Source organism: Marinobacter sp. X15-166B, assembly GCF_001752365.1.
Taxonomy (GTDB): Bacteria; Pseudomonadota; Gammaproteobacteria; order Pseudomonadales; family Oleiphilaceae; genus Marinobacter.
In genome coordinates this window covers 1,562,289-1,583,727 of sequence record NZ_MEIY01000001.1, presented here as the reverse complement: position 1 = coordinate 1,583,727, position 21,439 = coordinate 1,562,289, and the positions used below count along the sequence as shown (strand labels likewise).

General features: G+C 60.5%; 16 protein-coding genes. 4 read left to right on the top strand and 12 right to left on the bottom strand.

Annotated features, from left to right (window positions below; all coding sequences use genetic code 11):
* Positions 1-105 precede the first annotated feature (105 nt).
* The 3 genes from BG841_RS07460 to BG841_RS07450 are packed head-to-tail and all read left to right on the top strand — an operon-like array spanning position 106 to position 4,472.
* Positions 106-1,452, top strand: a complete 1,347-nt coding sequence (locus BG841_RS07460) for an MFS transporter (RefSeq protein WP_070057083.1) — start codon at positions 106-108, stop codon at positions 1,450-1,452.
* Positions 1,453-1,465: 13 nt separating this feature from the next.
* Positions 1,466-2,299 carry an alpha/beta fold hydrolase gene (locus tag BG841_RS07455; RefSeq protein ID WP_070057082.1) on the top strand — a complete coding sequence of 278 codons (834 nt, stop codon included), beginning with the start codon at positions 1,466-1,468 and terminating at the stop codon, positions 2,297-2,299.
* 46 nt (positions 2,300-2,345) lie between these two features.
* Positions 2,346-4,472: an FAD-dependent oxidoreductase gene (locus tag BG841_RS07450; protein WP_070057081.1), complete on the top strand. Its 2,127-nt coding sequence runs from the start codon at positions 2,346-2,348 to the stop codon at positions 4,470-4,472.
* 126 nt (positions 4,473-4,598) lie between these two features.
* Here BG841_RS07450 and BG841_RS07445 read toward each other — a convergent pair whose 3' ends face one another.
* The 4 genes from BG841_RS07445 to BG841_RS16855 all read right to left on the bottom strand — a co-directional run bounded on the left by BG841_RS07445 (position 4,599) and on the right by BG841_RS16855 (position 9,034).
* A complete protein-coding gene (locus BG841_RS07445) occupies positions 4,599-6,275 on the bottom strand; it encodes a class I adenylate-forming enzyme family protein (RefSeq protein WP_198929170.1) in 1,677 nt (558 codons plus the stop codon).
* Positions 6,272-7,426, bottom strand: a complete 1,155-nt coding sequence (locus BG841_RS07440) for an acyl-CoA dehydrogenase family protein (RefSeq protein ID WP_070057079.1) — start codon at positions 7,424-7,426, stop codon at positions 6,272-6,274. The genes BG841_RS07445 and BG841_RS07440 overlap by 4 nt, the downstream gene beginning before the upstream one ends.
* A gap of 13 nt (positions 7,427-7,439) precedes the next feature.
* Positions 7,440-8,630, bottom strand: a complete 1,191-nt coding sequence (locus BG841_RS07435; RefSeq protein WP_070057078.1) for an acyl-CoA dehydrogenase family protein — start codon at positions 8,628-8,630, stop codon at positions 7,440-7,442.
* Positions 8,631-8,854: 224 nt separating this feature from the next.
* Positions 8,855-9,034 (bottom strand): hypothetical protein, encoded by a 180-nt coding sequence (locus BG841_RS16855; protein ID WP_141737071.1) that lies wholly within the window; start codon positions 9,032-9,034, stop codon positions 8,855-8,857.
* Positions 9,035-9,368: 334 nt separating this feature from the next.
* Here BG841_RS16855 and BG841_RS07425 point away from each other — a divergent pair, with 334 nt between their 5' ends.
* Positions 9,369-9,866, top strand: coding sequence for a nuclear transport factor 2 family protein (locus BG841_RS07425; RefSeq protein WP_070057076.1), 498 nt, complete (start codon positions 9,369-9,371; stop codon positions 9,864-9,866).
* 176 nt (positions 9,867-10,042) lie between these two features.
* On the opposite strand, the gene BG841_RS07420 is transcribed toward BG841_RS07425, so the two are convergent.
* From BG841_RS07420 to BG841_RS07385, 8 genes are all read right to left on the bottom strand, one after another.
* Complete coding sequence (locus BG841_RS07420) at positions 10,043-11,356, bottom strand: DUF1329 domain-containing protein (RefSeq protein WP_228141720.1); 1,314 nt, start codon at positions 11,354-11,356, stop codon at positions 10,043-10,045.
* 82 nt (positions 11,357-11,438) lie between these two features.
* Complete coding sequence (locus BG841_RS07415; RefSeq protein WP_070057074.1) at positions 11,439-13,073, bottom strand: DUF1302 domain-containing protein; 1,635 nt, start codon at positions 13,071-13,073, stop codon at positions 11,439-11,441.
* A 119-nt stretch (positions 13,074-13,192) separates the two neighbouring features.
* Positions 13,193-14,227: a ferredoxin--NADP reductase gene (locus tag BG841_RS07410; protein WP_070057073.1), complete on the bottom strand. Its 1,035-nt coding sequence runs from the start codon at positions 14,225-14,227 to the stop codon at positions 13,193-13,195.
* A 1-nt stretch (position 14,228) separates the two neighbouring features.
* Positions 14,229-14,981: a glucose 1-dehydrogenase gene (locus BG841_RS07405; RefSeq protein ID WP_070058733.1), complete on the bottom strand. Its 753-nt coding sequence runs from the start codon at positions 14,979-14,981 to the stop codon at positions 14,229-14,231.
* Between the two features lie 10 nt (positions 14,982-14,991).
* Positions 14,992-16,707 (bottom strand): FAD-binding protein, encoded by a 1,716-nt coding sequence (locus BG841_RS07400; RefSeq protein WP_070057072.1) that lies wholly within the window; start codon positions 16,705-16,707, stop codon positions 14,992-14,994.
* Positions 16,708-16,782: 75 nt separating this feature from the next.
* Positions 16,783-17,973, bottom strand: a complete 1,191-nt coding sequence (locus BG841_RS07395) for an acyl-CoA dehydrogenase family protein (protein WP_070057071.1) — start codon at positions 17,971-17,973, stop codon at positions 16,783-16,785.
* 122 nt (positions 17,974-18,095) lie between these two features.
* Positions 18,096-19,769: a methyl-accepting chemotaxis protein gene (locus tag BG841_RS07390; RefSeq protein WP_070057070.1), complete on the bottom strand. Its 1,674-nt coding sequence runs from the start codon at positions 19,767-19,769 to the stop codon at positions 18,096-18,098.
* A 109-nt stretch (positions 19,770-19,878) separates the two neighbouring features.
* Complete coding sequence (locus BG841_RS07385; protein ID WP_070057069.1) at positions 19,879-21,309, bottom strand: coniferyl aldehyde dehydrogenase; 1,431 nt, start codon at positions 21,307-21,309, stop codon at positions 19,879-19,881.
* Positions 21,310-21,439 lie beyond the last annotated feature (130 nt).

Genomic DNA, 21,439 nt, shown 5'->3' with positions numbered 1-21,439 from the left:
AAGGTTTGCAAAGGTTGCGAACGGATGGTCTGAATGGACGATGTCGATAAGCGCCAGTGACGGCAATCATGGGCCGGAGCACAACAATGACAAGAGACCGTAGTTATGACGACCGAATCTGAAAAAGTGTCCCTGAACGCACACTACGCCTTGCTGCTGCTGGCGGTAATCTATGTACTCAGCTACATCGACCGTCTTGTCATTTCCGTATTGATCGAGCCCATAAAAGCGGAGTTTGGCGCTTCCGATACCATGATCGGTCTGCTGACCGGGGTTGTCTTTGCGTTGTTTTACACCGCCTTTGGCCTGCCGCTGGGCCGGCTGTCTGACCGCATTGGCCGCAAACCGGTGATTGCGGTTGCCTGCATCGCCTGGAGTATCCTCACCATGCTCAGTGGGGTGGCCACCAGCTTTATGCTCCTGGTGGTGCTGCGCATCGGTGTGGCCGTAGGGGAAGCCGGAGCCAGTGCGCCTTCGGTGGCGATGATTTCAGAGCTTTACCCGGCCCGTCTGCGCGCCCGCGCGCTGGCCATCTTCGGTCTTGGCCCGGCCCTCGGTGCCGTTCTGGGTATCGGTTTCGGTGGCGTGCTGGCAGAAGCCTACGGTTGGCGGATGACCCTGATTATTGTCGGTGCCCCCGGCATCCTGATCGGACTCATTCTGGCGCTGACCGTAAAGGCGCCCAAACCGGTCACCAGCGCTGCGGCCGGTGTCCCGGAAGAAGGCATGCTCAAGACCGCGGGCACCCTGTTGAAAATTCCCGGCCTCTGGCAAATCATCGCCAGCGGCAGTGCCGCCGCCATTACCGGCTACGCCATCCAGATGTGGACCCCCAGTTTCATGATCCGCTCCCATCAGCTGAACATCCAGGAAGCGGGTATGTTGATGGGCATTGGCGGCGGCGGACTCGCCATTCTCGGCACCCTGGTGTGTGGCTATGTTACGGACAAGCTGGCCGCCCGGGACGCCGGCTGGCAGCTGGGCACCGCCCTGCTGGGCACCGCCCTCAGCATTCCGCTGGCGATGGCCTTTTACCTCTGGCCGGCGGGCACCGCCTTCACGCTGGGCGCCACCTCGGTGCCCACCGGGTTCCTGTTCTACATGGGCTTCGCCTTCTTTGGTGTCTGGTGGACCGTTCCCTGTTTCAGTGCCTTGAGCCGGATTCTGCCGGCCAACCAGCTGGCCCAAGGCACCGCGCTGTTTTTTATGGGGGTGTCCCTGCTGGGTGCCGGACTTGGTCCGGTGATTGCCGGCATTATCAGCGACCTGCTGTACACCCTGATTGGCGCCGAGGCGCTGCGTTACGCGCTGGTGGCAGCGGCCAGCCTGTTGCTGGTGCCCTGCCTGTTTCTGGCCAACGCCATTCCCAAATTTCGCAAACAAATCCTGGGCGCTGAAGCCGCCCGTACTGCTGTAACAGCGGCTCCCAACTCCAAGCCCGCCACTTCTTGAAAGGACAACCGTCATGGCTAAATCCAAAGATTTCCCGCTTCCCGTTGGCCGCTACGCCAAACTGGACAACGGACTGACCCTGCATTACCTCGACATAGGCACGGGCCCCATTGTGGTGTGGCTGCACGGCTCCGGTCCCGGTGCCAGCGGCTTCAGTAATTTCAAGGGCAATTACCCGGCGTTTGACAAGGCCGGATTCCGCAACATTGTGGTCGACTTGCCCGGCTTCGGCCGCTCCGACAAACCCGCCGATGTGAATTACGATCTGGCCTTTTTCGTCGACAACCTGAAACTGTTGCTGGACAACATCGGGGTTGACCGCTGCACACTGCTGGGTAATTCCCTCGGCGGTGCCATTGCTCTGGGCTTCACCCTGGACAACCCCGAGCGGGTCGACAGCCTGATTCTGATGGCCCCCGGCGGGGTCGAAGAGCGGGAAACCTATTTCGAGATGGAAGGCATCAAGCGCATGGTTGAAGTGTACGGCCAGGGACCTATGGGGGTGGAGCAGATGCGCCAGGTGATGAGCCTGCAGCTGTTCGATCCCGGCCAGTTACAGGACAGCCTGCTGGAAGAGCGCGCCGCCGTGGCCCCCACGCAGCCCGCCAACCTGTTCACCACCATGATGGTGCCCAATATGACCGAGCGGTTGCATGAAATCACCGCGCCCATATTCGGCTTCTGGGGTACCGACGACCGTTTCAACCCCGCCAGCGGTACCTTTAAAATTGTCGAAAATGCGCCCAATGCCCGTTTCACGGTACTGAACCGCTGCGGTCACTGGGTGCAGGTGGAACATCAGGAATTGTTCAACCGCCAATGCCTGGATTTTCTGCGCGAGTTTTGAGGCACTGCCTTAACTCAGAACAACAATCTATCGCAGGACCGTGATTATGAGCCAATTCAAACATCTGCTTAGTCCCGCAAAGCTGGGCCCGGTCGAGCTTCGCAACCGCATTATTCTGTCCCCCATGGGCGACAACTTCGCCGACGAGGAAGGCTACTGTACCGAACAGATGCAGGCTTACTACGAGGCCCGCGCGGCCGGTGGCGCCGGCCTGATCATTATGGGGGTGGTGTCCATTGCCTTCCCCCACGGCACCGCCGAGCCTTTCCAGTGCGCTATTTCCGATGACAAGTACATCCCGGGGCTGGCCAAACTGGCCGAGCGGGTGCACAAGCACGGCGCCAAAGTGGCCATGCAGATCCAGCACGCCGGCAAGGTGGCGGCCCGGGATCTCGCGGAAGGCCGGGAGCTGTGGGTGCCGTCCATGCCGCGGATGACCAAAAACGACATCATGGCGTCGCTCACTCAGGAAGAACTGGGCAAGTTCATCAGTTCTCAGCGACGGGATGGTAACCCCACCATTCGGGTAATGGATAAAGACGACATCGCCCAGATGGTGGAGTGGTTTGCCGCCGCCGCCGAACGGGCCGAGAAAGCCGGATTTGACGGGGTCGAGATACACGCCGCACACAACTACATCATCGCCGGGTTCCTGTCGCCCTACCACAACCAGCGGGACGATGAGTACGGCGGCTCGCTGGAGAACCGGGTCCGATTCATGCGGGAAGTGATCCGCGCCGTCCGGGCCCGGGTCAGTCCGGAGTTTGGGGTGTGGATCCGGCTTGATGCTTACGAGCTGCATACCGAAGGCGGGATCCATCTGGACGAAGCCAAACAGGTGGCCAAAATCGCTGCCGAAGAAGCGGTGCATGCCATCGCGGTCTCGGCCTACGCCACCATCACCACCGGCTCCGCGTTTACCGAAGCGCCGCTGGTGCAAAAACCCGCGGGCTTTCTGGATTGGGCCGCGGAGGTGCGCGCGGCGGTCGATACGCCGGTGATAGCCCTGGGGCGCATAGAGCCCGAGGTGGGTAATAAAGCCATCGCTGAGGGTCGCTGTGACTTTATCGCCATGGGGCGCAAGTTACTCGCCGACCCGGAGCTGCCCAACAAACTGGCCGCCGGCAAGCCCGAGACCATCCGGCCCTGCATCTACTGCTACGTCTGCGTCAGTCAGATTTTTATCAATGAACGCATCAAATGCGCGGCCAACCCCTTTACCGGTCAGGAGCACCAGCAGGTGTTGCTGCCTGCCCCGCACCCCAAGCACGTGGTGATTGTGGGCGGTGGACCGGCGGGTATGGAGGCCGCCCGGGTTGCCAGCCTGCGTGGCCATCGGGTAACCCTGATCGAGCGCAGCAACCGCCTGGGGGGCACCCTGTTTTTTGCGGCCCTGGCCTACCCCGAAAACGGGGTATTGCTGGACAACCTGGTGGCTCAGGTCAAGGAATTGCCCATTGAAGTGCGTTTTAATACCGAGGCTACCCCGGAGCTGCTGGACGACCTGAATGCCGATCACGTGTTCGTGGCCACCGGCGCCAAGCGGGATGCCCCGAATATTCCCGGAGCGGACCTCAAGCATGTGTGGAGCGGGGATGAACTGCGCCGCCTGATGACCGGGGATCGTGCCGAGGAAATCGCCAAAAAGAAACTGTCGCTCACCCAGCGCACCATGATGAAAGCTGGCAGTCTCAGTGGCGCCACCAACAGCCGCGACGCGCTGCAGGGGCTGTCCAAACTGTGGATGCCGCTGGGCAAGAACGTCGCCATTATCGGCGGTGGCCTGGTGGGGCTGGAGCTGGCTGAGTTTCTGATCGAACGGGGCCGTAAGGTGACCGTGCTGGAGCCGGGGCCGGCCCTGGGGGCTGAGCTTTCCATCGTGCGGCGCTGGCGGGTGCTGGACAACCTCAGAGACCACCAGGTGCCCCTGCTGACCCGCTGCACGGTGAGCCGGATCGACGCCGATCAGGTGCATTATGTGGATCAGGACCATAATCCACACACCGTCGCTGCCCACTCCGTGGTACTGGCCATTGGCGCCGGCCCGGATCGCAGTCTGGCCGACCGACTGGCGCAGCACGGCCTGCCGGTAACCGCCATCGGTGATTGCCAGCAGCTCGGCTACATCGAGGGTGCGCTCCGCGGGGGCACTGACGCGGCGCTTGCGCTTTAGCCCGCGCGTACCGACCAGTCAAAAAAAGGACGGCCATTCTCAGGAATGGCCGTTTTTTTCGGCGGGCACAGGGGCAACCCGTCGGGATGGCTGACCTGCCCCTGTCGGAGCAGGCCAGTCAATTCCTCAATCCAGGCCGGCAAAGGCTTTTTTGACCTCGGCTTTCTGCAGCTTGCCTGTGGCACTGCGCTGCAGCGGCTCATCCGAAAACCAAATCCGCGTCGGTAGCTTGTAGGCCGCCAGCCGCTCGGCCATAAACGCCATCAAGTCGGCCTCGCTGAGGACGTTGCGGCTATAGACCACCATGGCCACCGACTCCCCATATACCGCATCCGGCAGCATGAATACGGCGGCCTCTTCCACCTCCGGGTGCTCGCACACACAATGTTCCACTTCCACCGCCGAGATGTTTTCACCGCCACGAATGATGATGTCTTTAATACGGTCGGTGATGAACATCATGCCGTCCGCGTCCAGATACCCGACATCTCCGGTGTAATACCAGCCGTCCTGCAGGACTGCCCGGGTTTCGTCCGGTTTCTTCCAGTAGCCGTCCATCAGGGCGGAGGTGCGCAACCAGATCGGGCCGCTGGTGCCCGCCGCCGCCGGTTTGTCGGGGCTCTCGCCGATCACCACCTGCACCAGCGGCAGGGGCCAGCCAACCGATTCGGGGTGGGCCACAAACTGGTTGCCACTGTGGGCGGCGCCCACACCGTTGGTTTCGGTCATGCCGTAGCCACTGCCGGACAGCGCCATTGGCTTGATTTCGAGCAGTCGGGCCAACAAGGCCGTGGAGGCCGCACTGCCCCCCAGACCCAACGCAAACAGGGTCGCGGTATCCTCACTGGCAAACCGTTCATGATGAATCAGTTGCTGCATCATGGTGGGCACGCCGGCAAACTGGGTGACCTTCTCGTCCCGGATGGTATTCAGCGCCTGGTCAACGTCCCATTTGTACAGGATCACCAGCCGCCGGCCACCGCGCAGGGCCCCCAAAAACTGGGAGAAGAGTCCGCTGACGTGAAACAGCGGGAACGCCAACAACAAGGTCGGCTGCAACCCCGATTCGATCAGCGGCCTGACGCGCTCTTCCGAGGTCATGTACGCAAACGCCCCCTGGAACTCCAGCGCGTACAATGCCTGACATACCGCCTTATTGTTGGATACGGCCCCCTTGGCGCGGCCCGTGGTGCCCGAGGTATAGAGTATCAGTGCCGGGTCCTGGGGTGCCGGACTGGCCAGTTCCGCCTCTTCCGGAGTACGGGTCAGGAGCTTCGGCCAGCTGTAATCACCCACCCGTTGCGGCTCCGCATCGACCAGCACGACCGCCGTCTCCGCTTCCAGCCCGGTTAACTGGGCATAGCGCTGGGGATCACAGAACACCACCGCCGCGTCGCAATCGTCGATGGCGTACAGCAATTCTTCGGTGGCGCTCCAGCTGTTGACGGGAACCGGTATGGCGCCCGCCTGCACGGCAGCCAGGAAGGCGATCATCCATTCCGGGCGGTTGCGCATGGCAATGGCCACCCGGTCACCGGCACGAATGGACAGGTCTTTCTGCAGGGCCGCGGTCAGCTGGTCTGCCGCCCGGAAAAACTCATCAAAGGTGTAGCGCTGGTCCTGCCATTGCAAAAACGGTTTAGCGCCGTGCGCACGGCCCACTTGCAGCGCGTCAATCAGGGTACGGGGTGCTTTGCTGAATTCAGGCACCCCCGTGTGGTCCGGGGTGACCGCAAAAGGTGAGGCTTCGTGGGTCAACTGCGCCCAGGCTTGCCGCCAGGCGCTCATATCTGCCGTACTCATGGGGCCACCTCACCGCTCAGCTGACGCGCCATGCGTCCATACCGCTCGCAATGGAAGTCACTGTCACCGAGCATGACCTGAGCCACCCGCACCCGTTTCAGATACAGCCCCAGATCGTACTCGTCGGTGACACCGATACCGCCGTGCATCTGTACCGCTTCGGCACTGATTTTATGGGCCGCTTCACCGGCTTTCCATTTCGCCAGACTGACCAGCTGCTGGCGCTCAGTCTCGCTCACGGTGCCGCTATCCAATGCTTCGAATGCGCCCATGACCGCACTGCGGGCCAGTTGCAGATCCACATACAGCCACGACACCCGGTGCTGCAACGCCTGAAAGCTGCCAATCGCAACGCCAAACTGGGTCCGGGTCTTGAGGTATTCCAGGGTCATGGCAAACATGGCTTCGGCCGTGCCCAGCAACTCGGCTGCCACACAGGCGGTGCCACGGTCCACAGCCAGTTCCAGCGCCTGGCAGGCGTCATTGCCGTCACCGATGCGCGCGGACCCAGGCACGCGAACCTGATCGAACGACAGGCGTGCATGATTGCGGGAATCCAGCACCTGTAGCGGTTTCACCGTTACCGCTGTGGTTCCAGCAGGTACGTGAAACACGGCAACATCGCCGTTGGCAAGACGACCGGCCACTAACCAGCCGTCGGCCTGTACACCGTCCGGTACCCAGATATTATTGCCGCTCAGCAGGTAACTGTCGCCGTCCGCCTGAACGCTGACGCCGACATCTTCTGCGCGGAAGCGGTCCTGCGCATGCAACGCCAGCGCCAGCCTCTGGTCGCCACTGATCAGCGCCGGCAGCATCGTCTCGCGCTGTTCTGCGCGGCCCAGCTGCTCGATCACCGATGCACACAGCACCACGGATGACAGCAAGGGCGAGGCTGACAAGTTTCGCCCGATCTGATCAAAAACCGGGGCAAACCCCTGGAAGCCAAAGTCCAGCCCCCCGTACTCCTCCGGCAAGGCAATACCGCCCCAACCCAGCGCCAGCATCTCTTGCCACACATCCGTGCTGAAACCTGCCGGCACCTTGTCGTCACGCAAGCGACGCTGTTCACCGACTCCGCTGCGTGCGGCCAGAAACTCCCGGGCGCTGTCGTCGAGTTGTTGTTGTTCCTCGTTATATACCAGACTCACGATTCACCCCTTGTTATTTTGCTTCTGGAAGCCCAAGCACGCGCTTGGCAATGACGTTCAACTGCACCTCGGAAGTGCCACCGGCGATGCTCTGGGTAAAACTGTTCAGCCAGGTGTGGGTTAACGCCAGTTCACGCTCCGAAAAGCCGTCGCCCTCCCAGCCCAGCGCACGGTGCCCCATCACGTCCAGCAGCACTTCAAATTTGTCCTTTTCCTGCTCGGTGTGCACCAGTTTCTGTATGGCCATTAAACCGGAAATGTCCTGCCGGGCCCGGCCCGCTTCATTCAGCCGGCGCTGGGTCAGCTCAAACGCATGCTCCTCCATGCGACAATTGATGGCACGCTGGTGCAAGGCCATTTCGGAGGGTGTGGCGGGCTCTGGCAGGTAAGTAAACAGGGTTTCCAGCAGGTCAAAATGGGTGGGCAGGCTGATCTCACTGAACTTGGACATGGCACGGCGTTCGTGTCCGAGCAATGCTTTGGCCAGCGCCCAACCTTCATTGATCTCGCCGATCAGTTGCGCCTTGGGTACCCGTACATCATCAAAAAACACCTGACAAAAGCTGGATTTCCCACTGATCAGATCGATGGGGGTCACCGTAACGCCCGGCGAATGCATATCCAGCACGATCAGGCTGATTCCGGCGTGCTTGGGCTCTTTCGGCCCGGTCCGCACCAGGGCGTACATCCAGTCGGACTTGTCACCGTAAGAGGTCCAGATCTTGGTGCCATTGACGACAAAATCATCGCCGTCAGACCGGGCACTGGTTTGCAGACTGGCCAGATCCGAGCCGGCATTCGGCTCGGAAAACCCCTGGCACCAGCGCACTTCGCCACGGGCCATGGGCGGCAGCAGTTCCCGTTTCTGTGCTTCGGTGCCGAATTCGAGTAACACCGGGCCCAGCATCCAGATGCCCAGATTGATCTGGGGCGGGCGGCAGCGCAGCCGGCGCATTTCCGCTTCCAGTACCGAAGTCTGCTCGGCGCTGAGACCGCCGCCGCCGTATTCGACCGGCCAGTCCGGGCAGAACCAGCCCTTGTCGCGCATCCGTTCAAACCAGAGTCGCTGGTCCTCGGTTTGGAATTCGATGTCGCGTCCACCCCAAACCATTTCATCGGCGGGCATGAGTCCGCGCATGGATTGCGGGCAGTTGGTTTCCAGCCATGCACGGACCTCATGACGGAACTGTTCAATGTTGCTCATAGGCGTTCCTGCTGTTTTTATACTTGGCCACCGGAGGTCATCCGATCGGTTGTTTTATGGGTCAGGATCACTATAACGGTGGCGGCGAACATCGGGCCTCGTCCGGATGGACGATCAACCGCAATGCGCGCACAACCGCGTCAGAAAATCACCACGGGGGTCTGAGCGCACGGGCAGGGGCCCGGGCGCCACTGGTGTACAGCCCTGATCTGGCGAAGTGTGACTTACCAGGGGCGCAAAGGGAACGCAGACAGATTCTGGGGAACCACACACTGCATGGGATCTGCCTGACACACCTGCGCCATGGCCTGACTGCCAGAGGGGGTGCGCACAACGGCTGCGCTGAGCAGCATGACGAATCCGGTTACAACAACAAAGCCGAGGGTTAGCATTTTTGTTTTCATGGTGCCTCCGTTACATTTGCTTTCGACAAGCCAATGTCAGGTGTCCGTACCCGCAGGCAGGAATCCGGATACCTGAATCAAAGTTACGCCTGCCTGCAACCCCCCGCCTCACCCAAACAGACTAGACCGGTGAGAAAATCACACAGCGGACAGCATGGATCACGCGCCAGCCCCGTGATGCTGATGCACCTTATTGGCAGCCAACATGGATTTAATAACGAAGACATCTAAACTGCTATTGCAATCAACCACCGACCGATTGATATTACTTAAAAACAATAACACACTAAACAATCACCCACCGTTGTCTATAACTCCAATAATCGAGTAATCCATGACCAATATCTCAGACCTGGAACAACGTATTCAGCAACTGGAAGATCAGCAAGCCATTCTTGACTTGAAATTCCACTATTTGAATGCCTGCGATGAAAAACAACCGGAGCAGGTGCTGGCCTGCTTTGCCGAAGGCGAGATCGATATTGACTTTGGCCATATCGGCCGTTTCAATCGTCGCGAAGATTTTGTTGCGCTGTACACGGAGCTGGCGTGCCGTGACAACATTGTTGACATGCACCACGCCCAGAACCCCGTGGTCACCCTGCTCGGCCCGGACCGGGCCAGAGCCAAGGTGGCCCTGCGTTTCCACAGCATTGATACCCAGGCCAAGACCAGCCTTCAATTGGGTGGCCACTATCTGGATGAGTTCCGCAAAGACAACCGTCAATGGTTCATAACCAAGAGTCATTTCCGGGTTAATTCGGTTGTTATGAGCGACTTTTCGGGCGAGTACAACAAAGTAATCTATACCGGCAACTCTATGCCCGCCTGATCACATCACACCCTGGGTTTATATATCCTTTAATAAATCGGTCGGTAATAACCATGTGGTTATTACCGCCCGGTTCAACCATTGTTACTGCCGCTGGGCAATCATTATTATAACTGACTGCCCAGCGGCCAATAGCCGCCCGACCATTGACAGCCAGGCGGGCTTAACGTCCGGCCTTACAGCCCCAGGCGACGGGCCGCTTCAGGTCCGAAGTTGCCCGGGCCGATTTTGCCACTGTTGAGGGTGTACGCAGACTTCTGCTCGTTGACCAGGTTGAACGCCAGATAAGAACCGGCGAACAGGTCATGGTAGAGACCCACCCCCGCCTGCCAGGTTTCGGCTTCATAGGCGTAGAAGTAGTTGACCATGGAAGTACGCCAGAGCTGGCCGCGGGCGTCGTAGTTATCACCCATCAGCATCAGCCAGCTGTCTTCATCAATGTACATGCGGCGCTTGCCATAGAGGTGACGGTAGTCGTCTTTCAGGGTGCCCTCGAGCACCCACACGCGGTGCAACTCATAGCGCATGAACTCCGGATTGGCGTGTCCCGGGGTCAGCAGTTCGTCATAGGAAATGGCTTTGCTGTGCAAGCGGTAAGTGTTGTAGGGCACGTACATTTCCTGCTTGCCGACAATCTCCCAGTTATAGCGCTGGCCCGAACCGTTAAAAATACGCACCTCATCGACGGTGATCGAGCCGCCACTCCCCGGAAACTGCATGTCAAAACCGTATTCGGGCGACTGGCGCACCCGCCGGGTACCCGGATCGTAACGCCAGCTCTGGCGAGGGTTGGTTTTATGGTTGAAATGTTCAAGGCCGGTATTGACCTCGCCCCGATCCCGCTGCGGCAGGTTGGTCTGGTTCAGGTAATAGGCGGACGGTCCTTCAGTGGCCCCCTCATTGCCGGGTTTGAGGTGCAAGGCCAGGTTGGCCGAGCGCACCTGGCCGCGGTTTTTGCTGCCATCCGCCAGCACGTAAATGTTGTCCGAGGTCAGCTCTTCACTCCAGGGGCGGTAGGTAAAGAATGACGAGGTCCACAGCAACTCCAGCCCCGTTTTCGGGAAGGGGAACAGGATGCCACCGGTAGTGGCCACCACCCCCTCACCCTCGTCCACCAGCTTGGCGTGTTTGGCGTTCTGCAGGGTCACCTCACACACCGAGTCGGGGAAACGGAAGTCCCGGTGGGACGGGTACACCGGCATCTTGAAGGTGTCCGGATACTTGGCGAACAGGGCTTTCTGTCCGTCGGACAGGCGGCTCTCGTGATCACCCATATTGTCGGCGGTGATCACAAACAAGGGCTGTTCCTCGGGATAAGGGTCGACCGGATGCTGCCCGGTACCCTTGAAGTCTACGTGATCGGGCACCCCCAGCCATTTGCCGGTCCATTCGGGAATGCTGCCATCGGCATTGCCGGCTCTTTCCGCGCCCACACAGGTCAGGTCCTTGCCGAGGCGGGCAATTTCGGCCTCGGTGGCAGCGTGTGCCATGCCCACCAGCAGACCACCGGCGGCAGCAACGGCCAGCAAACTTTTCAACGCGTGTGTATAGAACATGGGATCCTCGCAGGTGTCAGAAGGTGTACTTGAAGTTGAAAGACAGGTAATCCCGGTCGGACAGGACACGGCCCCTATCGATATTGGCGGACGACAGATAGTTCACCAGGGTGGCACCGGCGCTGAAGTTGCTCAGGTAGGTAAAGTCCGCCCCCAGGGTCAGGCGCTTCTCGTCCCGGCCAAAACCCTGAATACCGCTGCCGGCAATGTTGTGTGTCCATACCGCCGAGGTGGTCAGATCCCAGCCCTGGCCAATGCTGGGGTAATCCAGAAAGATACCGGCCCCGTACAGGGAGCTGGATTTGGTCTGCGCGTCGGATGTGAACCGGTCGAACGACCCGTTGGAACCCGGTACACCACCGCTGACGTGCAGGGTGTCGACCCCCTGAATGCGCTGGTTCACAAACTCACCGAGCAGGGTGGTTTGCTGGGCCAGAAACGAGGGGCCGATGATGTACACCGCGTTCAGGTTGCTTTGCAGGATTTCCCCGGTGGTGGGGGCGCCATTGACCAGATACACGGCGGCACCGTCCCGCAAGCTGACGTCCGCACCGATCTGCACCGCATCGGCCACTTTGGTACTCACACTGACGCCGGTCAGCTGGATGTCCTCAAAATATTTGAACTGGTAGGTGCCTGGCCCCGCGGCACGCAGATCCGGCGCCGAACTGTAGCGGGTGGTGCCGGTCGCATCAAAAAACAGCACCGGCACCCGGTCATGGTAACGGTAGTGATACAACCCGAGTTCGGTGTTGAAATTCGGGTTGAAGCGCACCCCGATGCCCCACTGGCCATCGTCACCGGGTTTTACCTCGCCGGCGCTGGCAAAAGCGGTCGTCGGACCGACGGGCCCGGGAGCAAAGCGCCAGAACTCCGACCCCGGCCCGAAAAAATCGGACCCGAAGAAATCCCCCACGGGGTTCAACAGGGTCTCTTCCCATTCGTACTGCCAGAAACCGGTGAAGGTCAGCTGGTGGTTGAGGGAGTAGTTCACCGACACCTGCCCCACCGGCAGGTAGGCGTCCTTGGCCTCGGTGCCCGGTACGTTGAACTTGGTGGCATCCACCGGGGCCTGCCCCTGACTGATGTTGGGCCAGAACAGACTTTCGCCCCACACAAACAGATGGCGGCCGGCTTTCAGGGACAGGAACTGGGAATTGTCCAGGGCAAAGTTGCCGAACACGTAGGCATCCAGCAGCCGGGGTTCGCCCCCGCTGCGGTCTTTGGTTTCAGACGTGAATCGCTGGTGGTTACCGCGCTTGTTAACGGTGTCCGGCGAGTCGTTATCGTTGCTCTGGTGATAGACGTCGTCGTAGAAATGACTGCCACGCAACACCGCGCCCAGGTTTTCGTAGCGGGCGATGACCTCGCCAAACAAGCTCAGCCGGTTGTTGATCAGGCCCCACTCGTCGAAGTTGCGGGTCCCGTCATCGCTATTCAGGTCGTTGAGGTATTCCTTGCTGGCGGAACCTGTCCGCGCCGACAGGGTGTAGTTGGCGGTCAGTTGGGATTGCAGGGTCAGGCCATTGTCGAAACTGACGGTGGGCAACGCCCACACAGGGCTACTGCAGCTGGCGGCCGCAACTGCCAGAGACACCCGCCTCAGAGATAGCCTGGTTGATGGTTTGCACAGCGCACGCTGAAGTTTCATGAATGCTCCTTTTTATTATCCCGCTCAAGGGTAAGAAGCAGTATCTTCGAGCACTAAGACAAGAACATCCCTTAAATGGACGATACCGGGTACCTTCCGGTTCCCGGTATCCGGGAGGACTAATCAGGGAATTTCAGGTGTACCCGGTCACTGGTGGCCACCGCCTGACAGGCCAGTGTCCAGCCTTCGGCCAGCTCGTCGCGATCCAGAGCTTCATTGGCGAGCAGATCCACATCGCCCGACACCAGGGTACACATACAGGTGGCACAGGAGCCGACCAGACAGGAGTGCGGGGGCTTCATACCTTCCCGTTGCATCGCCGCCAGCAGCACTTCCCCCGTTTCACACTCAATCTCACGGGTTTCCCCGTCGAGTTCGACCGTCAGGTGGGTGGCGGTGGAGCCTTCGTGTTCCACCACCGTCTCGATGTGGGTTTTGCTCTCGCCCGGCAATGAGACGAAGCGTTCCACATGCACCGATTTGCCGCTCACTCCGGCCAGTTTCATGGCCTGTTCGACGCACTGCATGAAGGGTTCGGGGCCGCAGACAAACACCTGGGCGCCCGCAAAACCCTCAGCCAGCGGGGCCAGCTGCCGTGGCGAGGTGTGCCCCTGTACCGAGTCCAGCCAGTGGATCACCTGCAGCCGTTCGGGAAACTCGGCCGCGAGCTCCCGGAGAAAGTCCCGGAAGATCACCGACTGCTCGTCCCGGTTGGCGTACAACAGCCGCACGCGTCCCTGGCCCTGGGTCAGCGCCGAGCGCAGTATCGACAATACCGGGGTGACACCGCTGCCTCCGGCAAACAGCAGGAAATCCTCGTTCAGATCCTTGGGAACAAATACCCCGGCTGGTTTGAGCACCTGCACCGTATCGCCACTTTTGATGGTGTCGCACAGCCAGTTAGACCCGCGGCCATCATCCACCCGTTTGACGGTCACCCGCATGCGCTCGTTTTCAAACGGCGAGCTGGACAATGAATAACACCGGGGCAGCCAGTCGTCCTGCCAGGGAATGCGCAGGGTCAAAAACTGACCGGGCCGGTACTTGAACTCCGACGCCAACGCCTCCGGCAGGTCGAATTCGAACGAACAGGCGTCGTGGGTTTCCTGAATGACCGCAGCCACCCTCAGCGTATGATAATTGGATGTGCTCATATCAGATACTCATTACAAATTGGCCGCTGTCGATGCGCAGCTCGATACCATTGACCGCCCGGGCTTCCTCCGAGGCCAGATAGAGTACAGCGTCGGCGACATCGTCCGGTCGGCAGGCACGGTTCATGGGGTCTTTATCGATGGTCAGCATCTCGGGATCAATGCCTTCGGGGTACACCGCCCGGGTCATCGGTGTCAGCACCCCATCAGGGTGCACCGAGTTGCAGCGGATGCGATAACGCTTGCGGCGGCAGTCGGCGGCCACGGCCCGCGTCAATGCGGCTACGGCCCCCTTGCTGGCCCCATAGGCGACGTAATCGTCCTTGCCCGCCAGCGCGGCGATGGACGACATATTGACGATGGCGCCGCCGCCCTGCTTCATGACTGCGATGGCAGCCTTGCAGCCGAGAAAGACGCTGTCCGCGTTCACCGTCAGCAAGCGTTTCCAGTCGTCGTAACTGGCCTGCTCGATATCCCCCGGGATCAGGATACCGGCGTTGTTCACCAGAATGTCCAGACCACCCAGCTCACGCACAGCGGTGCTCACCACCTGCTGCCAGCCTTCGGGGTCAGTGACGTCGTGGCGCACAAACAGCGCGCCGATTTCTTCGGCGATACGCGGGCCATCACTGTCGTTCCGGTCAGACATCAGTACCCGCGCGCCTTCTTTGACAAAACGCCGCGCGATGGCTTCGCCCATGCCGCTGGCGGCACCGGTCACAATGGCAACTTTTCCGGTCAGTCTGTGGCTCATGGTGTCTTCCTCAGTTTTGTGCAGCCGCATCCAGCGCAGCAATGTAACCGAAGGTCATGGCAGGCCCCAGGGTGCCACCGGCACCGGGATAGGTGGTGCCCATCACCGACGCCGAGGTGTTGCCAATCGCGTACAGACCGGCAATCACCTGCCCGTCCGGTTTGAGTACCTGGGCGCGCTCGTTGGTCAACAAGCCCCCCTTGGTGCCGATATCACCGGCCTGAATGGGCATGGCGTAAAACGGGCCTTTGGCAACCGGCGCCAGACAGGGGTTCGGGCTTACATTGCTGTCGCCGTAATAGCGGTCGAAAGGGTTGCCACCGCGATCAAACTCTTCATCGACCCCGGTTTGAGCATAGCGATTCATGTTGCCCACCGTGGCCTGCAGACCGGCGGCGTCCACGCCAATCTTGCCGGCCAGTTGGTCCAGGGTGTCCGCTTTGTAGTAAAGCTCATTGAGCCACTCTTTGCGCAAGCGGCTGTCCGGCATGATCTGCGCGGGCATCAGCGGACCCATGGCGTAGTTGAACCGGAATTTGGCGTCGAATATCACCCAGGCGGGGATGGATTTGCCCCCGGTTTTGTCGTTATCGGCGTACATCGCAGTGACAAATTCAAGATAGGGAGCGGCCTCGTTGACAAAACGCTGCCCCAAACCGTTCACCACAATGGCACCGGGGAACGCCCGTTCGGCAAATACGCCGCGTGCTTTGGTTTCACCGGGCACCAGAAACGAAGGCGTCCACCAGGCCCAGTCGAGCAAGGCGGTGGCTGCTCCCAGTTTTTGCCCGGCTTCCAATGCGGCGCCGGTGTTGGCCCCTTCCGGGGTGGTGCTCCAGTTTACCTTGTTGGGTTTGGGCAGGTATTTTTCCCGCAGGGCCGGGTTTTGCTCGAACCCTCCCGCCGCCAGAACCACCCCCTTGTGGGCACGAATCCGCTGCTGCTGGCCGTCACGCTCGACCACCACACCGCTGACCCGACCCTGCTCTTCGATCAGCTCGACAAAGTTGGTGTTTAACCATAAGGGCACATCACGGTCCATCAGCGACGCCCGTAAACTGGCCACCAGGGCGTTACCCAATGCGGTACGCCGGTCACGCTGCTCTCCGGTTTTCTTGCGCCACCGGAAATCGAGTTTGTAGCGCAACATCATCCAGAGGATCATCAGCCGCCAGCCACGGGATTTGGACATGGCGACATGGGCCTGACGGGCCGTCCAGGCGATCTTGCCCATCAACATGTTGCCCCGTGAGCCCTGACGGAGTCTGGCCAGCTCACCGTCCAGCACCGACAGGTCGAACAGCTCCGGATCCAGGGTGCGGCCGCCCTCCAGGGCGCCCTCAAGGTGCATGTAGTAATCGGGGTATTTGTCGGCGACGGCGTAACGCACCCGGGAGTTTTTTTCCAGCCACTCGATCATTTCCGGCGCTTTGTCGATGTACGCCCGCACCCGGGGCTCGTCGATATCCTCGCCAATGGCATTTTTCAGGTAGGTCCAGACTTTTTCCGGGCTGTCTTTACCACCGATTGCCTTGAAGTGGGGGTTGCAGGGAATCCAGATGCCACCACCCGACAGGGCCGACGTGCCCCCGTATTCACCGGTTTTTTCGATCACCAGCACACGCAGGCCGTTCGCGGCGGCCGTTACCGCCGAGGTCATGGCGCCTGCACCTGAACCCACGACCACCAGATCGTAATCCGCATTGAATTCACTCTTACCGGCCATGTATACACCTGTTTCAGTCACGGAATGGGAAAGTGTTGGGCCGCTGGGCCGCGTCTCCGACGCAGCGGCAATGCCTTATACGTACGGGTCAGGGTTGGGCAAGCCCAGCTGGACCGTTCCGAAGGCACGGCCATAGGCCGCCACGTTATTGGCAATGTGGCCACGGGCCTGATGCACGTCACGGAAAATCCGCTCTACCGGGTTGGTCTTATACAGGCCCGAGGCTGCCATGCAGCGAAGCAGGGCGTTGATTTTTTCCGCGCAGGTGTTGGTCACGTAGGCGGATTGATACCGGTACAGCAACCGGGTTTCCACATCCGGCAATTCACCGTTATTGGCGGTTTCCAGAAGATCGTCGTAATTACGGTGCAACACCAGCTTGAGCATATCGAGGGTGATGATGGCGTCTGCCACCGCGTCCTGGGCGACCGGATCTTCAGCGGTCCTGGCACCGTGCTTGCCGATATGCTTGGCGGCGTTTTCACGGAACTCATTGATGGCACCCTGCAACGCCCCCAGGGCGGAGGTGGACACCGCCCGGGTAAACACCTGGGCGAAGGGGATCGCAAAGATCGGGTTGGTGTTTTCTTCCAGCCCCGGGGTGGCTTCCGGTGAGCTGTTGTTGGTGCGCTGCACCCGGTGCGCCGGTACAAAGGCGTCGTCGACTATGATGTCGTGACTGCCGGTGCCGCGCAGACCCAGCACATCCCAGTTGCGCTCGATCCGATAATCGGAAATGGGGACCAGGAAGGTGCCGTGCTCCTGCCCCTCACCATTCTCATCCGCCGGCAAGATGCCGCCGAGCAGGGTCCACTTGCAATGCTCGCTGCCGCTGGAGAACCCCCAGCGCCCACTGATGCGGTAGCCGCCTTCAACCGGGGTGATTTTGGCAACCGGCATGTAGGTCGAACCGATCAGAGTGTTCTGATCCTCACCCCAGACGTCCTGCTGGGCTTGCGCAGGGTAGCGGGCCAGCTGCCAGGGATGCACACCCATCACTCCGTACACCCAGGCGGTCGACATGCAGCCTTCGGCGAGCGCCATCTGAATCTCGAAAAAAGTACGCGGGTCTACTTCGTATCCCCCATGGCGTTTGGGTTGCATAGCCTTGAACAAGCCGGCTTCCTGCATGTCGGCAATGGTCTCATCGGGAATTCTGAGATCACGGTCAGCCTGGGCGGTGCGTGCTTTCAGCGAGGGAATCAACTTGCGGGCCCGTTCAATCAGCTCGCGTTCGTGTTCGGTTTTGTGATGAGTGATAGCCATGTTTGTTCTCCAGGGGATTTCGCAAAAGTTATTTTCAGCGGCTATCTGCGATTATCGGGCCCCCCTGTCAGCCACTCATCGTCAAACCGGACTAGGAATCGGCGATCCATCGGGTTGCCGGTTTACACCGTGAGTTCGGTCAGGCGAAACCGGGCCGCCTGCCCTTCCAGCTCCACCGCCAGCTCCGTCAGCCGTTCAGCGGAGCCGGAGCTGCGCTCCGCACTGCCAGACATGTCAACCACGCCTGCGGTTACACTCTCCACCTCAGCGGCGATCTCCCGGGTGGTCAGGGCCTGACTGTTGAGCAACTCACTGATTTCATTGACGGCGCGGATAATCTCGTCCGTGCCGGCACGTATATCGGCGATGGCCACGCGGGCGTGACGAGCGCTGTCCACACCGGCCTCCACCCTGGTCACGGTGTCCTGCATATCGGTCAACGCCCTGCGGGTTGCCTGCTGGATCTGTTGCACCGTTGCGGTGATTTCCACAGTCGATTGCGACGTGCGCCGGGCAAGCCCGCGCACCTCCCCGGCCACCACCGCAAACCCGCGGCCATGCTCCCCGGCCCGTGCGGCTTCAATCGCAGCGTTGAGTGACAACAGATTGGTCTGTTCAGCAACCTCGTTGATGACGCCAATGACGCTGTCAATTTGCCGGGAAAAAACATCCAGCTCTTGCATGCGCTCTGCGGTATCGGTTACCGCTGTGGACATGGCCAGCATTTCGTCCACCATCTGCGTAATGGCGGCTTCGCTTTCTTGCGAATGATTGGCCGCACGCTGGACGATGCCCCGGGTCGATTCACCGTGACCACCGACCTCTGCAATAGAAGCGGACAGCTCTTCCACCGCCGCCGATATGGTGGTCAGCGCATCCGATTGCTGGCGCGCGCGATCCGATGAGGTACGGGCATCGGCCTTCAGGGTTTCAGCCGACCGGCCCAGCACGCCTACCTGAGCGCGCATCTGCCCGATCAGAGTCTGCAAGCCGCGTTGCATTCGTGCCTGTTCTTCCAGTAGCTGACCGATTTCATCGCCACCTGCAGGCGGTAATGGCCGGGCCAGATCCCCATCGGCAATCGCCCGAGCCGACGCAGTGACCTGGGCAAAACCGCGGCGAAGCCGGCGCAGGGTGGCCAGTCCGGTCAGGGTGCCGGCGATCAGGCCAAACACCGCCAAACCCACATACAGGGCTACGATGCGTTCATAATCCTGTTCAGCCGCCAGGGTGACCGCCGCCGTTTTTTGCCGCTGACTGGCCAGCAGCTGCGCCAAAACATCACTGGCGGCCTCACCTGCGGGTGCGCCCACCCGGAGAAACAGGGTCATTCCGAGTTCACCGAAATCCTCTATTTCCAGCAGCTCCAGCATGGCCTCCAGATCTTCCCGCCAGATGTCATACTGCTCGTCAAACGCTTTCATCAACGCCTGCTCGGCGTCGGTCATGGGGGCATCCATGAGCCGGCGGCGCAACCCCTCAATCGTCTCACTGTTGCTGCGAATCTGCTCGATATAGGTGGACAGGGGGCGACTGTGGGCGAGATACAACCTGCCCCTGGGGTCAAAATGAAAGGCCAGCATGACAAACAGCCGGTTCTGGCTCAGTAACTGGTCCATCTCCACGGTCAGCAACATCGCCGCCTGGTGCTCGCGGTACACCTCTCTGAGACTGTCGCGAGAGGACTGCAACCCATACCAGCCCAGCAACACGGCACTGTAAAACAAGGCACTGGCAAGAAAAGCCCAGAACAACAGTCGCCTGGCTATCGTCAAGCGCAATAAGGACTGCCACATAAGAAAAACTCCGACGGAACTTGTGGTCCGGCCACCGGGCCGGTCACCGAAACCGGCAACCCCCGGCCACAACCAGGCGGCCGTGCCGGGGACACCTTTGTTGGATTTGTCAGCGTGTGACCTGTGCGGCCATCATGGCGGCAAACTGGTCGCTGAAGGGCGGCAGCAGCCCCCACTCGCCCCGCGGATCCACCGGCGCACTGCGGAACACGGTGCGCGCATGGCTGAATTCGGCAAAGCCCTCGCGCCCGTGGTAATGGCCCATGCCTGAGGCGCCCACGCCGCCAAAGGGTGCGTCCTCCATGGCGGCGTGCATCAGCGCATCGTCGAGGGTGACCCCGCCGGACCGGGTGTGTTCCAGCACAAATGTCCGTTCAGCCTCATCCTCACCGAAGTAATACAGGGCCAGCGGACGCTCACCGCTGTTGATTTCCGCAACCACGTGGTTGATATCGCTGTAGGTGAGCAACACCAGCGCCGGCCCGAAAATTTCCTCACGCATGATGTCCACCGTCAGTGGCGGGTTGATCACAATGCTGAGGGGACGTTTGCGCCCTTGTGTCGGAACAGGCACATCCGGGCAGCGCACAAGCTCTGCGCCGGCCTCCTGCGCCTGCGCCACGTAACCGTCAATGCGGGCCATATGCTGGTCGTTAACCACCGACACCACATTTGGGTTGCCCTCGATCGTCGGATACAAGGTGCTGTAGGTGTCACAGAAGGCTTCCAGAAATTCCTCCCGGGCGGCCTCCGGCACATAAAGCAGATCAGGGGAAATGCACAACTGACCACCGTTGGTGCCTTTTGCGATGGCCAGCCGGCGGGCGGCCTCACGGATATCAGCACTGCTGCCGATGATCGCCGGGGATTTTCCACCCAGCTCCAACGTGACGGGCACCAGATTGTCGGCGGCGGCCCGCATGATCTTCTTACCCACCTGAGTACTGCCGGTAAACACCAGATGATCGAACGGCATACCGGCAAAGGCCTGGCCGATCTCTACCCCGCCGGTGATCACGGCCACGTCCAGGGGGTCCAGGCACTCTCCGATAATACGCCCCAGCACCCGCGCGGTTTCCGGCACCACTTCCGACGGTTTGAGCACCGCCCGGTTACCGGCCGACAACGCGGAGGCCAGCGGGCTGAACAGGGTGAAAATGGGTGCGTTCCAGGTGCCGATAATGCCGACGGTGCCCTTGGGCTGATACTGGACCCACGCCTGCGCCCCCATCTGGTCGTAGGGCGTAAACACCTGCCGCGGTTCCGGCCCCATCCATTCTTCCAGGTGATCGCGGGCATACTTGAGCGACCCCAGAGAGCCCAGAATGTCGTTCATCAGACTGAAACCGATGGGGCGGCCGCCAAAATCGGCAGCCATGGCGGCGCACAGTTCCTGATGATGATCCACCAGCAAGTCGATGACCGCCTGGAGCCGGCGTTTGCGCGTCTCCACATCAACCGCGCCCTGTCCGTCTGTTGCTGCTCGGTGCTGTTTTAACAACCCAGACAAATCTTCCGGCGTTCGCAACTGAGCGCTCATGGGGCTCTCCTTATTGTTTTGTTTGAATTATTTGCAGGCTATAGGGGTAGCTTAGAAGCGCCTCTGCAAGGCCGCCTCGTCTGTTCAGACGATGGCGAAAAAAAACCGTCAGCGACGGGCAGTTGCAGGC